The sequence below is a fragment of the Sphingobacterium sp. SGL-16 genome (assembly GCF_011043515.1).
GTDB lineage: Bacteria > Bacteroidota > Bacteroidia > Sphingobacteriales > Sphingobacteriaceae > Sphingobacterium > Sphingobacterium litopenaei.
The window spans coordinates 17,369-33,340 of the sequence record NZ_JAAKGQ010000038.1; the positions used below are offsets into that span (position 1 = coordinate 17,369).

Here is a 15,972-nt window from a genome sequence, read left to right on the forward strand (position 1 = left end):
TTATTTCTTTCTGAAATAAAGACAAGCGATTATTAAGGTTAGAATTGCCAATACGGCAGATAAAATAAATGGTGCACCTGGAAAATACGGGTGCACATCTTTTCTGGAGAAATAAGAAAACAATGTGGTCATCACTAAAGGACCAATAATAGAGGTCAAACTGATTACAGAAGTGATGCCTCCTTGTATTTGGCCTTGTTCATTTTGGGGAATTTGATCCGAAATATAACTCTGTAGGGCTGGCCCAGCAATACCTGCCGAAACAAAAAATATACTGATCGCGTACATCATCCAACTGGCAGTTGCAAACCCAAATAGCGAATAAGCCACTACATATAAAACCAAACCTGTAAGTATCGCCTTTTGAAGTCCTAGTTTTGGAATTATCACACGCATTAATCCTGCTTGGACTATCATGAGTAATGTTCCTACGAATCCCAAAGAAAGCCCTACCATGCGTTCGTCCCAATGAAATTTTTCCATTGTATAATAAGACCACGTACTTTGCACTGCATTCGCGGCAATATTGATCAAAAAGATACAAAGCATCAGCGGAAGTATATTGGGGTAGGATTTAATGTGAATAAAAGCGCCTATCGGATTCGCATTTTTCCAATTGAAAGGTCTTCTTAATTCGGGTTTTAAGGATTCGGGAATAACGAAATAACCATAAATCACATTTACCAAACATAATCCTGCTGCAGCAAAGAATGGAATTCTGGAACCGTATTGTCCTAAAACGCCGCCCAAGACAGGGCCTAAAATAAAACCTAGACCAAAAGCTGCACCCAATAAACCAAAATTTTGTGCTTTTTTCTGTGGAGTACTGATATCAGCAATGTACGCCGCAGCTACAGTATGACTTGCTCCCGTAATACCTGCCACCAATCTGCCTATGAAAAGCCATACTATGGATGGCGCTAATCCTGTCAAAATATAATTGATACAAAACCCAAAAAGAGAAAACAGAAGTACGGGTCTTCTGCCATATTTATCACTGAGATTCCCCAGTACAGATGCAAAAAAGAATTGCGCAAAAGCATACATAAAAACTAGCCATCCGCCGTATTTGGATGCCTGACTCAGATCCCCATGTATTAATTCTTGAATCAATTTTGGCATGACGGGAATAATTATTCCCAGTCCAATAGAGTCAATCACGACCGTGATAAATATAAAAAGTAGTCCTTTTGACGATGATGATTTCATGTTTGCGCGATAAAGGTAATAAACTAACAGCATTTATAAAGTATTTGTTCGGAAGCTATTTATATTATTCGGTTAAAGCTCTTTGATGTAGTATATTTGGTTGGAAGTTATTGATTATTAATGCGACTAGTCGATTTAAAAATTCTACAAATTATAGCGATATACATGCTGTTGGTAGCAGTGTGTGGCTGTGTTGCTCCTCGACATCCTAACCAGAATGAGAAAACATCAAGTCCTAATTTCAAGATTCGATATAATGCACTGTATAATGTAGATAAATTGTTGCTGCAGGTGGAAAACAATTTTCACTATTCTACTTCTTCCTTATTTGGAACGCCTAATAAATCGTATTTCGCAAATATGGACGAAGTTGTTACTAGACTTCAAGAATTGCTACCACTCGCCAATCATTCTTATTTGCAGGAAGAATTATATTTCAAATTAGGTAAAGCTTATTTTTTTAAGGCTGAATATTATAATTCCTTAGCCTATTTAGATTTAATAACAGATAAGTCTTTGTCCCTGGACGCGACTTTATGGAAAGCGAAGGCTTTGTACAGTCTTTCAAAGACAAATGAATCCTTAAGAATAATAAATGATTTTCCGAAAGACGAACTTTCAAAAAAGGATAAAGCTCTCTTTTATGCCTTAAAAGCTGATAATTTTCTAGTAGCTTACCAACCGGATTCTGCAGCGACTTATTTGCAACAAGCTGTTAAGACTTTCCTTCCGAAAAAATATAAGCAGCATTGGCAATTGCAAATGGGAAAGCTCTATGCAAATACTGGAAACGCTTTAGCTTCCAATTATTTGAGTAAAGTCGCAAAATCGAATACCGTTTCTGATGAAATAAAACTGGAAGCTGAAATTGCTTTAGCAAATATAATATCCAATAAGCTCGAGCAACGAACAGGCATTTTGCTGAGAATTCTTAACAAAGGTTATTCAATAGGGAAAGAACAAATAGTGTTTGCGGCTATTGCGGATAATTTTGCCCTGGCTTCCAATTTAGATACAGCAGTTAATTATTATCAAAAATCTTTACAACATCAAACTGAGTCTGCATCATTTAGAAATCTTGTACATTGGAAATTGGCAAAGATTTATCTACAACAGAATCAAATTGAACTTGCTGGAAATAGCTTAGCAGAAATAACTTTGGATTCACTTGATTTGGTGGGACAGAATTATGCAGGTCTTATTGAAAATTATCAAGAATGGTTGGAATTATTGTTACCTATCGAGAAATTGGATAAAGAAAACGCAAATACTGAATCGTATAAACAAGCTCTTTATGAACTTGTTAGATTTTATCGGAAGTATAATTTGAAAGATGAGGCTTTGAGCTTGATGAAAAAACTGGTGGAGTTTTCAGATTACCAAAATATGGATTATTTGCATGAATTGGCATTACTGGATTCGGATACTATCGAATTTGCCAATCATGCATACGAGCAAAAACTCCTCGAACAGCAGAAATTTTATACCAATTACGCACAGCTTTATGCTGATTTTGAGGCTGAAAAATATTCCGATGTAATACGAAAGGTCGATAGTTTATTAGATGAAGATAATTGGGAAATTTCCCATAGATCTAAATTTTCTTACCTCCAAGCCTTTGCATTAGGACATATACACCCTGTAGATTCCTTGATTAGAGCTTTGGAAAACGTAAGACAAAATTATATCCATACTCCTGAAGGAAATCGGGCAAATCATCATCTTCGTTTTATAATAAATAATAAAAGTGATTTTGAAAAAAGGAAATTTGCTTTGGAAAAATCAAGAGGGTTATTTCAAATGAAAGAAATGGAGTTGAATGTGGATACATTGGCTTCTAATCCTCACACGCGCGATTTACAAAATATTGGAACGTTTATTGAATATGAATTGCCAAAATTAGAACCGTATTATTTTGTTGTCATGATCGAGAATCCACGTGTCAATTTAGTGCCTAGCCGATATGCCATTGGTCAGTTTTTGCGCACCCGATATGCAAATTCGGGTTATGGACACAGTCTGTCCTTTCTCGGAGATTCCGTACAAATGATTTCAGTAGGTGTGTTTGAATCCTTAGATGTAGCGAAGAATTTTGAATCAAATATTGTAGGTTTCCTGCCGGAAATAATAAAGGTTGGTGAAAAAAAATATACTACCTTTGTAATTCCGAAATCAACATTCGAACTATCGAAAGAGAAGTCGCACATAGACAAATATTTAGAAAAATATATAAATAAGTAGCATTCTACGAATTAACATGAAGAGAGAATCGAAGAATAGTAAACTCACAGCAGAAGATATTAAGCGTTATACCAAGAGGTTTTGGATTATAATTTTAGGAGGTGTTGGCTTTGTCGCACTATTTCTTTTTTTAGTCCGCATAGGTTTATTTGGGAAGTTACCGAGTTTTGATGAGTTAGAAAATCCATCAAGTAATTTGGCTTCTGAAATTCTTACTGATGACAACCGTGTATTGGGTACATATTATAAAGAGAACCGTTCCAATGTAGAATACAAAGATTTGTCTCCTTTTTTGGTTCAAGCTTTAATTTCTACCGAGGATAAACGTTTTTATGGTCACTCGGGTATCGATTATTCACGTACGATTACTACGGTTTTCCATACGTTGATGGGAAATAAACAAGGAGGTAGTACCATTACCCAACAGTTGGCTTTAAATTTATTCTCCGAAAAGAGGGAAGAAAACACCTTGAAACGTATCATGCAAAAGTTGCAGGAATGGATTACTGCGGTGCGTTTGGAGCGTAATTATACCAAAGAAGAAATCATCATGATGTATTTCAATACGGTAGATTTTGGTTACAAAAACACATACGGTATCAAATCAGCCGCACGTACATTTTTCAATACTACACCAGATAAATTAAAGATAGAGGAAGCTGCGGTTTTAGTGGGGATGTTGAAAGGTCCTTCTCGTTATTCTCCAGTCTGGAAAAATACACAAGAACGCTCAAAAAGTCGTCGTAATGTGGTGATGGAAAATATGCTGAAAGAAGGCTTTATTACTGACGAAGAGTTTTTGGCAGCAAAAGAAAAACCTTTGAAACTAGACTTGAATGTTTCTAGCTATGGAGAAGGATTGGCGCCATATTTTAGAGCGGTATTAAAAGATGAAATAAAGAAAGAGTTCCAACGTCTTGGCATTACCAAAGAAGATGGCACACCATATAATTTGGATCGTGATGGTCTGAAAATTTACACGCCGATTAATTACGAAATGCAAGAGTATGCAGAAGCTGCGCAAAGGGAGTGGATGCAAAAACTGCAACGTGAGTTTAATAAGCAATGGCGCAATCGTAGTGCTTTTACGGGCGATCGTGCTAAATTGTTGCAAACAGGTATGCGTCGTTCGGACCGCTATATTCAGATGAAAAAAGACGGCGCTAGTGACGAAGAAATCAAAAAGGCTTTCAATACTAAAACTGAAATGACCATCTTCACTTGGCGTGGAAATGTAGATACCGTCATGACACCAATGGATTCTATCAAATATAACAAATTGATATTGCGTAATTCCATGATGTCTATGGAACCAAAAACTGGTCATATAAAAGCTTGGGTAGGCGGTATCAATTTCGAGCATTATAAGTACGATCAGGTAAAAATGGGTATTCGCCAGGTGGGTTCAACAGCGAAACCATTTACTTATGCTGTGGCTATAGATAATGATTATTCACCATGTCAGCCTATTCCAAATTACCAACAAACGTATGGTGATTGGACGCCAAGAGGTACAGTGCAAGGTGGTAATCCTATTACATTGAAAAATGCCTTGAAATATTCGCAAAACTACGCTACGGCTTATTTGATTAATTTGGTTGGGGCATCGAATGTGGCTGAATTAACACGAAAAATGGGTATTACATCCGATGTGCCCAATTATCCATCTATTTCATTGGGTGCATATGAAGCTTCTGTGTACGATATGGTAGGTGCTTATGCTGCATTTGTAAATCACGGTACTTGGATAAAACCAATGATGATTTTACGTGTGGAAACAAAAGATGGTACGGTGCTTTATGAAAATAGACCTGATATTAAAAAAGTCTTAAACAGCGAGTCAGCTTATATTATGGTCGATATGTTGAAAGGTGTGGTAGATGGCGGTACAGCTAGCCGTTTACGTAGACCAGAATTTGGCGGAATTACATATCCAATTGGTGGTAAGACTGGTACAACGAACGACAACTCTGATGCTTGGTTCATTGGTATTACACCAGAATTGGTGACAGGAGTATGGACGGGCGCCGAGGATAGAGGAATTAGCTTTAGCAATATGCAATATGGTCAGGGTGCAGCAGCAGCTTTGCCAGTGTTTGGGCTGTATATGAAGCGTGTATATGCAGACAGCAAGCTAAAATATTCCAAAGAAGATTTCCCAGAGCCTCCTGGAGGGCTGACACGAACTATAGATTGTTCGAAGTATAGTGGCGTCTATTATGGGGGAGAACCGCAAGAGCCCGAATTACAAGATGACCGTTTAGGATTTTAAAATATTTAAAATTAATAACACGCCAGATAATGAATTTTTGTAATTTGTTGTCTGGCATTTTTATTTTGCATTGATGAGTTCATTTGATTACAAAGAAGAGTTAAAGAAGATTCCACACAAACCGGGTGTTTATCAATATTTTGATAAAGAGGATGTGTTGATCTATGTAGGGAAGGCAAAAGATTTAAAAAATCGGGTAAGCTCTTATTTTGTAAATGATAGGCAACTGAATTCAAAGACGCGGGTGTTGGTACGCAAGATTCAGCGTATAGCTTTCACGATTGTAGATACCGAGATTGATGCCTGGTTGTTGGAAAATAACCTGATCAAGAAGCATAAGCCTCGGTACAATGTTATGCTTAAAGATGACAAAACTTACCCTTGGATTGTTATCAAAAATGAACCTTTCCCGCGTGTGTTTTGGACGCGTAAATATATCAAAGATGGCTCCACTTATTTTGGACCTTATGCCTCGGTGGGTATGATGCATATTGTACTGGATACGATTCGTGAACTTTTTCCGTTGCGTACATGTAACTTAAATCTTGCTCCCGAACAGATTGCTAAAGGAAAGTATAGAGTTTGTTTGGAGTATCAGATTGGAAATTGCAAAGGGCCTTGTGAAGGAAAGCAATCTTTGGAAGATTATGACCAAAATCTTTCGGATATCAAAGATATCCTGAACGGTAAAATTACGATCGTAAAAAATAGAATCAAAGATCAGTTAAATGAAGCCGCTTCATCGTTAAATTTCGAATTAGCGCATCACCTCAAAAATAAACTGGACAAGCTCGAGAACTACCAATCTAAATCAACAGTCGTAAGTTCATCTATTACGAATGTAGATGTATTCAGTATTGCTTCGGATGACAGTTTGGCTTTTGTGAACTTTTTGAAGGTCATGAATGGCGTAGTTATTCAAACGCAAACTTTAGAAATGAAAAAGCGTCTGGATGAAACGGATGCCGAACTTCTACAGATTGCCATTCCGGAAATTCGTAATCGCTACAAATCTTTGTCTAGAGAAATTATTGTTCCTTTTGATTTGGAAATTGAAGGAATTCATGATTATGTCAAATTCATTGTTCCGAAATTGGGTGACAAACGTAAGCTTCTAGACTTATCGTTGAAAAATGTAGCTTATTTCAAAAAGGAACGTATGTTGCAATATGAAAAGCTTAATCCTGAAGTGCGTACAGAACGTTTGTTGTTGCAAATGCAGAAAGATCTTCGTCTAAATGTATTGCCTCGTCATATTGAATGTTTTGATAACTCCAATATTCAAGGAAATTATCCCGTGTCGGCTATTGTTGTTTTCAAAGATGCGAAACCTTCTAAAAAGGATTATAGGCACTTCAATGTGAAGACTGTGGAAGGTCCAAATGACTTTGCAACGATGGAAGAGGCTGTTCACCGCCGTTATCGCCGTATGTTGGATGAAGGACATGAGTTGCCACAATTAATCGTTATAGACGGAGGAAAAGGGCAATTGGGAGCTGCTTTGAAAAGCTTAAGACTTTTGGGCATTGATAAGAAAGTAACGGTAATAGGTATTGCTAAACGCTTGGAAGAGTTATTCTATCCAGGGGACCAATATCCGCTTTACTTAGATAAAAAATCTGAAACACTAAAAATTATCCAACATTTGCGTGATGAAGCGCATCGTTTTGGTATTACATTTCACCGAAATCAACGTAGTCGTAAGACTTTCGTTTCGGAATTGGAAAATATACCAGGGATTGGTAAAAATACGGTGGAAAAACTGTTAACAGAATTCAAATCTGTAAAACGAATCAAAGAACAGACTGATGAGGAACTAAAAAAAGTGCTTAATCTGAAACAGATAAAAGCACTTCGCGAATATTTTCAATAGTGGCTAATCCAGCTTAGTCCATACTTCATATAAAGCAAATGGCCCATTAACACTTTGGATTGTACCCTCAATAGTAAAGGAAGTTTTATCCTCACTAAACGAAATCTTTAATGTATTGACAGCGGTAACGGCTTGTGTATTCGATTGATTCAGTTTGACAACTGTTTCGGTATAAGTGTTGTTATGAACATCTAAACTATACTTTCCTTTGTGGGCGAAGGTTAGTCCCGTGTCACGAAGGGATAGATTTGTAAATGAATCCGTATTGTCAAAGAATTTATAAAATACAGGATGCACATTTATTAATTCGCCATTACCGTCTTTGAATTCGGATAATTTCCATACTCCGGCTAGAGAAGGATTTGTTTGGGCAAATAAACCTGTAGTAAATAATACTAAATAAATAAAGGTTAGGAAAATTCTCATAATTAATTGGTTTGAAGTTTTAACTAAATATAAAAAATATGAGAATTTAAAATAAGGTTTATATATAAAAAATCCCCCATTAACAGATTGTAATGGGGGATTTTGTTTTAATCTTCGTAACCAAATCTTTTTAAGATATTTTTCTTAGCTCTCCAGTCAGGAACGACTTTAACGAATATTTCTAAGAAGACCTTACCACCAATGAATTCTTCTATATCCTGGCGGGCATAAGTACCTACTTTTTTGATCATAGCACCAGCCTTACCGATAATAATATTTTTTTGCGAATCACGCTCCACATAGATTTCCGCAGCAATACGTGTTATGTTGGCTTCTTCTTTATAAGAAGTAACAGCCACCTCTGTACTGTAAGGGATTTCTTTATCATACAATTTGAAGATTTTTTCACGAATCATTTCGGATACGAAAAATCGCATAGATTTATCTGTCAATTCATCTTTCTCATAGTATGGCGGATGAACAGGTAATTTTTCTTTAATATATTCTAAAATAGGAGGTACGTTATACCCCAATAAGGCTGACATTGCGAAAATCGCTTCTGGATTTAATTTCTCCTTCCAAAATTCTATTTTCTCTCTTACCTCTTCTTCTGAAGACTTATCAATTTTGTTAATTAATACAGCTACTGGTGAAGAAGTTTTTCTCAATTTTTCTAATACGTCGTGTTCATCATATTTCTCATGAATATCCGTAACGAAAAGAATTACATCTGCATCAATAAGCGATCCTTCTACAAAACTCATCATAGATTCTTGTAAAGAATACTTAGGTTTTATCACTCCAGGAGTGTCCGAAAAGATAATTTGGTGGTTTTCATCGTTCACGATACCCATTATACGATGACGAGTTGTTTGTGCTTTAGGAGTAATGATAGACATTTTTTCACCCACTAAAGCGTTCATTAGCGTAGACTTACCTGCGTTTGGCTTTCCAATTATACTTACGAACCCAGCTTTATGTGACATTTTTTTAAATATTTATTTGTTTTACAAAGAAACAAATAATATCTTTGTACTCCAATTAAGGGAGTAAATAATCTTTGATTTTGATATTAAGAACAAAGATTTTGACATATAAAATATAATGCGGGATGGAGCAGTGGTAGCTCGTCGGGCTCATAACCCGAAGGTCGTCAGTTCGAGTCTGGCTCCCGCTACTAAGAAAAAAAAGTCTAACGCGAGGTTAGATTTATTGAAAAATACAATGCGGGGTGGAGCAGTGGTAGCTCGTCGGGCTCATAACCCGAAGGTCATCAGTTCGAGTCTGGTCCCCGCTACTAATATTAAAATCTAACGCGAGGTTAGATTTATCGAAAATACAATGCGGGATGGAGCAGTGGTAGCTCGTCGGGCTCATAACCCGAAGGTCGTCAGTTCGAGTCTGGCTCCCGCTACTAAGTAAAGCCTTACACTTCTGCGTGAGGCTTTTTTTGTGTTGAATCCAACCAACAGATTTTAGGGTGATCTATTTTATTCCTCAATCTGCGATTAATTCTTATTCTGGAACATTAACACAAAATCCAACAAGTTAAAATTGTAAATAATAATTGTAAAAGGCGTCTATCAAGGCGCCTTTTTCGTTGAAAACTAAATCCTCAGCATTTTGGTTTCGCAAATATTACGCAAACGTTTTCTTGCGATTTGATCATTTATTTCTGATATAATTCAGTTATCATTGAGAATTAAAGAGATTGCTTAAGTCCCTAAACTACTTATGAAAACGTTATTTTTAATATTGAGCATTTGCTTTCCTTTTTTAGCCTCGAGTCAGACAATTTATCCTATTCCACATCACGTAGAATCTAATGGTAGTATTGATTATGTTGGGGTAAAATCCAACTCAACTCTTCTTTATGATTTTTCTACAAAGAATGGGCTAAAAGTTGTAGAGAAAAAACTGAAAAATCTTCCTCAAGAAGGTTATAAATTAGCTGTTACGAACAAGAAGATTGAGATTCAATATTCTACTGCTAGGGGGCAATTTTATGCATATAAAACATTAGCCCAATTGCTTCAACAAGCAAAGAGTAATGGGAAATTATTTCTTATAAATATTCAGGATCAGCCTGACGTTGCCTTTCGCGGTACAGTAGAAGGTTTTTATGGTAATCCATGGAGCCATGAAGCGCGTATTGCACAGTTGCGTTTTTATGGTGACTGGAAAATGAATACCTATATCTACGGACCCAAAGATGATCCGTACCATTCTTCGCCAAAATGGAGAGAAGCTTATCCAACAGATGAAGCTGCGAAGCTGAAAGAGTTGGTGGAAATCGCAAATCAAAATCAAGTAGATTTCTACTGGGCTATCCATCCAGGTAAAGATATCAAATGGAATAATGCAGACAGTTTAGCGGTATTGCACAAGTTTCAATTGATGTACGATTTAGGAGTGCGTCATTTTGCTGTATTTTTTGATGATATTTCAGGCGAGGGTACAAAAGCAGAGAAACAAGCTGGATTGTTGAATTATTTGCAAAAGGAATTTATAGACAAGAAAAAAGATGTAGGCGCATTAATTATGTGTCCTACAGAATATAATAAAGGCTGGTCTAACCCAAAAGAAGGCACATATTTGGATATTTTGGGTGATCAATTGGATAAACGTATTCATGTGATGTGGACTGGTAATACCGTGATTCATGATATTACGTTGGAAGGGCAGCGATGGGTAAATCAGCGTATCAAAAGACCATCTTTTGTTTGGTGGAATTACCCGGTAAGTGATTATGTGCGTAATCACCTGTTGTTGGGGGAGTCGTATGGTTTGGATAAAGATGCCAAAACGGAAATGTCAGGCTTTGTAACCAATCCAATGGATAAACCTGAAGCATCAAAAGTCGCGATCTTTTCTGTAGCAAATTACAGTTGGAATTTGAAAGCCTATGACTCAGAAAAAACGTGGAAAGAAGCTGTGGATAGACTTTATCCTTCGATGAATAAGGCTTACTTATTATTTTCTGCGCATAATACAGATCCAGGACCAAGTTATCACCAATACCGTAGATTAGAATCTCAAGCAATTTCTTCGGTCTTAGATGGATTGACAGAATCTTTGAAAGAAGGAAAAATAAAGTCTTTGAGCTTAGAAGAAGAGTCTGTTTTGAAAAAGGAATTCCAACAGTTTGAACCTTCGACAAAAGCGATTTTGGCTAATGCCGCTCATCAGAATTTGGTGGTAGAGATAAAACCTTGGTTAGATTATTTTGCAATTCAAGGCAAAGCCGCGTTATCGTTGTTAGAAATGAATCGTATTGCGGATAACAAAGACCTGCTATTTAATTTCTTCCAAGAATTTCAACAATTGAGAGATCAAATGATCAAAATTGATCAAACGAATAATAGAAATCCTTACCAACCGGGTATTGTGACAGCAAGTCGTCATGTATTGCCTTGGATGGAGCAATCTTACCTGTATTATCACAAATTGTTGAAAGAATCAGGCTATCCAGTGAAAGATGCAGCCAATCAACCTGCAGGTAAAGTGTATACGAATATTGATAATATAAAAGCATTGCCAGTTCAAAATGATGTGCAGAATGGAAATAGACCTTTCCAAGTGTTAAAATTGAGTAGAATGTTAGAATATATCACTTTCCAGGCGAATGATTATGTAGGTATAAACATAACGTCAGTATCTAAGATTCGTGAAGTGAAATTTAGATTTGATGAGAAATTAGAAGGTATTGAATTGCAATATAGTCATGATGGTCTCAGCTGGACGAAAGATAAAGCCGTTCAAGCTAAGTTTGTACGCTTGATAAATACAGGATCTGAAAGCAAAACAGCAAGGTTAACACAGTTTGAAATTATATTCGAATAAGACAAAAGGCACATTTTCATGTGCCTTTTTCTTTCTATAAAATCTCTAAAAATTATACAACCAATTTTGTGTACCTTTGTAGCCGGTATTTCATTTTGAAATGTAGTTGCCGAGATGGTAACGCGCGAGATAAAATTATTTAAAAGTATGGCAAACATTGTTGCAATCGTAGGTCGCCCAAATGTGGGAAAATCGACTTTATTTAACCGTTTAACGGAAAGTAGAAAAGCTATTGTAGATGACTTTAGCGGGGTGACTCGTGACCGTCATTACGAAATGGCAGAGTGGATTGGTAAAAAATTCACTGTTATTGATACAGGTGGTTTTGTACATGGTTCGGATGATATCTTCGAAGAAGCTATCCGTGATCAGGTGCACATCGCTATCGAAGAAGCTTCTGTAATTATTTTCATGGTAGACGTGAAAGTGGGTATTACAGATTTGGATGACGAAATCGCAGATTTATTGCGTCGTACATCAAAACCAGTTTATGTAGTGGCTAACAAAGTAGACCACGCTAAATTACACCACGAATCCACAGAATTTTATGCTTTTGGTTTAGGAGAAGTTTATAATGTGTCTTCGGCTACAGGTTCGGGTACAGGTGAATTATTGGATGCTATCGTTTCTAATTTCCCAGATCCAGAAGAAGAGGTGGAAGAAGATCCACTTCCAAAAGTAACTATCGTAGGTCGTCCGAATGTAGGTAAATCATCTTTGACAAATGCCTTATTAGGTACTGACCGTAATATCGTAACGAATATCGCTGGTACAACTCGTGATACCATCAAAATTCACTACAATCAGTTTGGTCACGAATTCTTATTAGTGGATACTGCAGGATTGCGTCGTAAAAATAAAGTGAATGAGGATATCGAATTCTATTCGGTAATGCGTACTATCCGTGCATTAGAAGATTCGGATGTAATCGTCTTGATGTTAGACGCGAATGATGGTATCGAAGCGCAGGATATTAATATTTTCCACCTAGCGGAAAAAAACAAAAAAGGACTTGTGGTTGTGGTAAACAAATGGGATACAATTGAAAAAGACCACAAAACAATGAAAGAGTTTGAAGCTCGTATCAAAGACAAAATTGCTCCTTTTACCGATGTGCCTATTATTTTCACGTCTGTAACGGAGAAACAACGTATTTTCAAAGTAGTAGAAGCTGCGATGGAAGTTTATAAAAACAAAACGAAGAAAATCCCTACTTCAAAATTGAATGAGGTGATGTTGAACGTTATTGAAAACTATCCGCCACCAGCAGTAAAAGGTAAATACATCAAGATTAAGTATGCTACGCAGTTGCCAGGAAGAGCACCTATGTTTGCTTTCTTCTGTAATTTGCCACAGTATATTAGAGATCCATACAAACGTTATATTGAGAACAAACTACGTGAAAACTTTAATTTCACAGGTGTTCCTATTCAAGTATATTTCAGACAAAAATAATTTATCAAATCAAGTTAACTAGAGTTCTATATGCAACACAATCTGGTACTTTATAATACATTAACACGTAAAAAGGAAAAGTTTGAACCTTTACACCCGAATCTAGTAGGGATGTATGTTTGTGGGCCTACTGTTTACAGTGATGTGCATTTGGGCAACTGTAGAACTTTCGTTTCTTTTGATTTAATATTCCGTTACTTACTTCATTTAGGTTATAAAGTACGCTATGTGCGCAACATTACTGACGCGGGTCACTTAGAAGGTGATAACGATGAGGGTGATGATAAGTTCGCAAAAAAAGCGAAATTAGAACAACTAGAACCAATGGAAATCGTACAGAAATATACGATAGGTTTCCACGATGTTTTACGTTTGTTCAACACACTGCCACCAAGCATTGAGCCGACTGCGACTGGTCATATTTCGGAGCAAATCGAAATGGTGAAACAAATCATCGAAAACGGTTATGCTTATGAAGCAAATGGAACGGTTTATTTTGATGTTGAAAAATACACCAAAGAACATAACTATACCATCTTAACCAATCGTAATCTTGAGGATTTACTGAATAACACAAGAGAATTGGGGGGGCAGGATGAGAAAAAAGGTAGATTGGATTTTGCACTTTGGATTAAAGCAAAGCCAGAACATATCATGCGTTGGCCTGCACCTTGGAGCGTAGGCTTCCCAGGTTGGCATATCGAATGTTCTGCGATGAGCCGCAAATATTTGGGTGACCAATTTGATATTCATGGTGGGGGTATGGATTTGGCGGCTACGCACCATACGAATGAAATCGCCCAATCGGAAGCTTGTAATCATACTTCTCCTGCTAAATACTGGATGCATACGAATATGCTTACGGTCAATGGTGCACGTATGTCCAAATCCGCTGGAAATGGTTTCTTGCCAGGTGAATTGTTTACAGGTAATCACCCTTTGTTGAATAAAGGATATTCGCCAATGGCGGTTCGTTTCTTTATGTTGCAAGCACATTACAGAAGTACATTGGATTTTTCTAATGAAGCTTTGGATGCTGCAGAGAAAGGTTACAAACGCTTGATGAATGCAATAGGTTTATTGGATAAGATTGTTCCTACTTCGACAGCGAAGATTGATGTGGATTTAGAAGCATTGACAGCGCGTTGTTATGCGGCTATGGACGATGATTTCAATTCTCCTGTGTTAATTGCTGAATTATTTGAGGTAGTACGTTTGATTAATTCTATCTATGATGGCAAACAACAAGCGGATGCTGCTACTCTTATTACAATCAAGCAATTGATGAATGATTTCGTATTCGATATCATGGGATTGAAAGACGATCAGCTTGGTGCGGACAATGAAAGTATCGATAAGTTGATGGAATTGGTCATTAGCTTGCGTAATGAAGCGAAGCAAAATAAAGATTATGCTACTTCCGATAAGATTCGTAATGAGTTAGCAGCTATTGGTATTCAGTTAAAAGATAGCAAAGAAGGAACACTTTGGAATAAGATTTGATTGAAGGATTGCAAATAATTTTAGATGAAGTATTCAACTATTCTTAAAACCGTATCTATAGCTTGTGCTTTAATTCCTTCGCAAGTTTTATTTGCTCAACTTCCTGAAAAAGTTGGTGGATTAATCACAGCAGATCGCAATGCAGCTCTTATTTCTAAGGCTCAAGGGCCTCATGCTGCATTTTCATCTATTATAGATAAGACTTCCGAATTTTATGTTCCGTCCTCGGTAAATGCATTCAATTATTTAAATAATAGGCCCAATATTCCAGATGTATTAACATGGGAGCCAAATTTTGCTTTGGTATCTAAAAGTTTAGAATTTGGCGTGACTTCTGGAAGCATGGAGTTTCAAAAGGTAGGGGCGATCAAGCGTTTCGGTCAATATCTGATTATTTGGAAAAGAGACAAAAAGGGTGTGTGGAAAGTGGATCTTCGCGCAGAAGTAGAAAACTACGGAAAACAGAAAGCGAAGGACTTAACCTATCAAGAGCCAGATGATTCTTGGTATTTGAAACATCGTTCGCAAGTTCGTTTAAAACAACGTGAAGATATTGTACAATCTACAGATCAGTTGTTCTCAACGATTTCTAAATCCAATACAGAGGCTGCCTATAAAGAATTTATGGCGGACGAAGTACGTTTCTATTACCCGTGGCAGAATGAAATCGAAGGCAAGAATAATGTAGTTAACTTTATCAAAAAACAACGTATTGATATCGTTACAGAGCCTTTGAAAGTAGGACGTGCTTACAGTGGAGAGTACGCTTATTCGCAAGGTACAGCCACAATACACACCAAAGATAAAGCTATTAAATTTAACTATATCCGTGTTTGGCAATTAAAAGAAGATTATCAATGGAGAGTGGTTTTGGAGATGATGTTTGAGAGGTAATCTTTAAATAAGAACAAAAAATAAGGCTTGAAATTTTCGAGGGCACTGAAAAAGTTTCTATTTTTTTAAGAGACTTAAAAAAATGACTGAGTATAGTATTAAGCTTACTCAGTCATTTTTGTTTTAGGGATTTCTGGAAGATTGTTTATTAATTGTCCTTATTGTAAGTTTAGTCAATAAGTATATGCTATTTGGCTCTTATTATCCCAATTTGACATTTTTAAAGCTAATACCCCTGCTTTTTTAGATTAATTTT

At 36.6% G+C, this 15,972-nt stretch carries 10 protein-coding genes and 3 tRNA genes; 10 read left to right on the plus strand and 3 right to left on the minus strand.

Features of this window, described 5'->3' with window-relative positions:
- Window positions 1-1,209 carry a TCR/Tet family MFS transporter gene (locus G5B32_RS12410; protein ID WP_165291850.1) on the minus strand — a complete coding sequence of 403 codons (1,209 nt, stop codon included), beginning with the start codon at window positions 1,207-1,209 and terminating at the stop codon, window positions 1-3.
- Window positions 1,210-1,374: 165 nt separating this feature from the next.
- Between G5B32_RS12410 and G5B32_RS12415 the strand changes: the two genes are divergently transcribed.
- The 3 genes from G5B32_RS12415 to uvrC all read left to right on the plus strand — a co-directional run bounded on the left by G5B32_RS12415 (window position 1,375) and on the right by uvrC (window position 7,595).
- Window positions 1,375-3,450, plus strand: coding sequence for a tetratricopeptide repeat protein (locus tag G5B32_RS12415; protein ID WP_165291851.1), 2,076 nt, complete (start codon window positions 1,375-1,377; stop codon window positions 3,448-3,450).
- Window positions 3,451-3,466: 16 nt separating this feature from the next.
- Window positions 3,467-5,722, plus strand: a complete 2,256-nt coding sequence (locus tag G5B32_RS12420) for a penicillin-binding protein 1A (protein ID WP_165291852.1) — start codon at window positions 3,467-3,469, stop codon at window positions 5,720-5,722.
- 73 nt (window positions 5,723-5,795) lie between these two features.
- A complete protein-coding gene (gene uvrC / locus G5B32_RS12425; RefSeq protein WP_165291853.1) occupies window positions 5,796-7,595 on the plus strand; it encodes an excinuclease ABC subunit UvrC in 1,800 nt (599 codons plus the stop codon).
- 3 nt (window positions 7,596-7,598) lie between these two features.
- Here uvrC and G5B32_RS12430 read toward each other — a convergent pair whose 3' ends face one another.
- Complete coding sequence (locus G5B32_RS12430; RefSeq protein ID WP_165291854.1) at window positions 7,599-8,021, minus strand: DUF4488 domain-containing protein; 423 nt, start codon at window positions 8,019-8,021, stop codon at window positions 7,599-7,601.
- A 107-nt stretch (window positions 8,022-8,128) separates the two neighbouring features.
- The gene (era, locus tag G5B32_RS12435) at window positions 8,129-9,007 is read right to left on the minus strand and encodes a GTPase Era (protein WP_165291855.1); all 879 of its coding nucleotides are present in this window, start codon (window positions 9,005-9,007) and stop codon (window positions 8,129-8,131) included.
- 119 nt (window positions 9,008-9,126) lie between these two features.
- On the opposite strand from era, the gene G5B32_RS12440 reads away from it, so the two are divergent.
- The 7 genes from G5B32_RS12440 (at window position 9,127) to G5B32_RS12470 (ending at window position 15,716) form a co-directional block, all read left to right on the plus strand.
- A tRNA-Met gene (locus G5B32_RS12440) sits at window positions 9,127-9,198 on the plus strand.
- A 48-nt stretch (window positions 9,199-9,246) separates the two neighbouring features.
- Window positions 9,247-9,318 (plus strand) — tRNA-Met (locus tag G5B32_RS12445).
- 45 nt (window positions 9,319-9,363) lie between these two features.
- Window positions 9,364-9,435: transfer RNA gene (locus G5B32_RS12450), tRNA-Met, on the plus strand.
- A gap of 320 nt (window positions 9,436-9,755) precedes the next feature.
- Window positions 9,756-11,864, plus strand: coding sequence for a beta-N-acetylglucosaminidase domain-containing protein (locus G5B32_RS12455; protein ID WP_165291856.1), 2,109 nt, complete (start codon window positions 9,756-9,758; stop codon window positions 11,862-11,864).
- A 147-nt stretch (window positions 11,865-12,011) separates the two neighbouring features.
- Complete coding sequence (gene der / locus G5B32_RS12460) at window positions 12,012-13,319, plus strand: ribosome biogenesis GTPase Der (RefSeq protein ID WP_165291857.1); 1,308 nt, start codon at window positions 12,012-12,014, stop codon at window positions 13,317-13,319.
- Between the two features lie 30 nt (window positions 13,320-13,349).
- On the plus strand, window positions 13,350-14,822 hold the full coding sequence (gene cysS, locus G5B32_RS12465) for a cysteine--tRNA ligase (protein WP_165291858.1): 1,473 nt from the start codon (window positions 13,350-13,352) through the stop codon (window positions 14,820-14,822).
- Window positions 14,823-14,846: 24 nt separating this feature from the next.
- Complete coding sequence (locus tag G5B32_RS12470) at window positions 14,847-15,716, plus strand: DUF4440 domain-containing protein (RefSeq protein WP_165291859.1); 870 nt, start codon at window positions 14,847-14,849, stop codon at window positions 15,714-15,716.
- Window positions 15,717-15,972 lie beyond the last annotated feature (256 nt).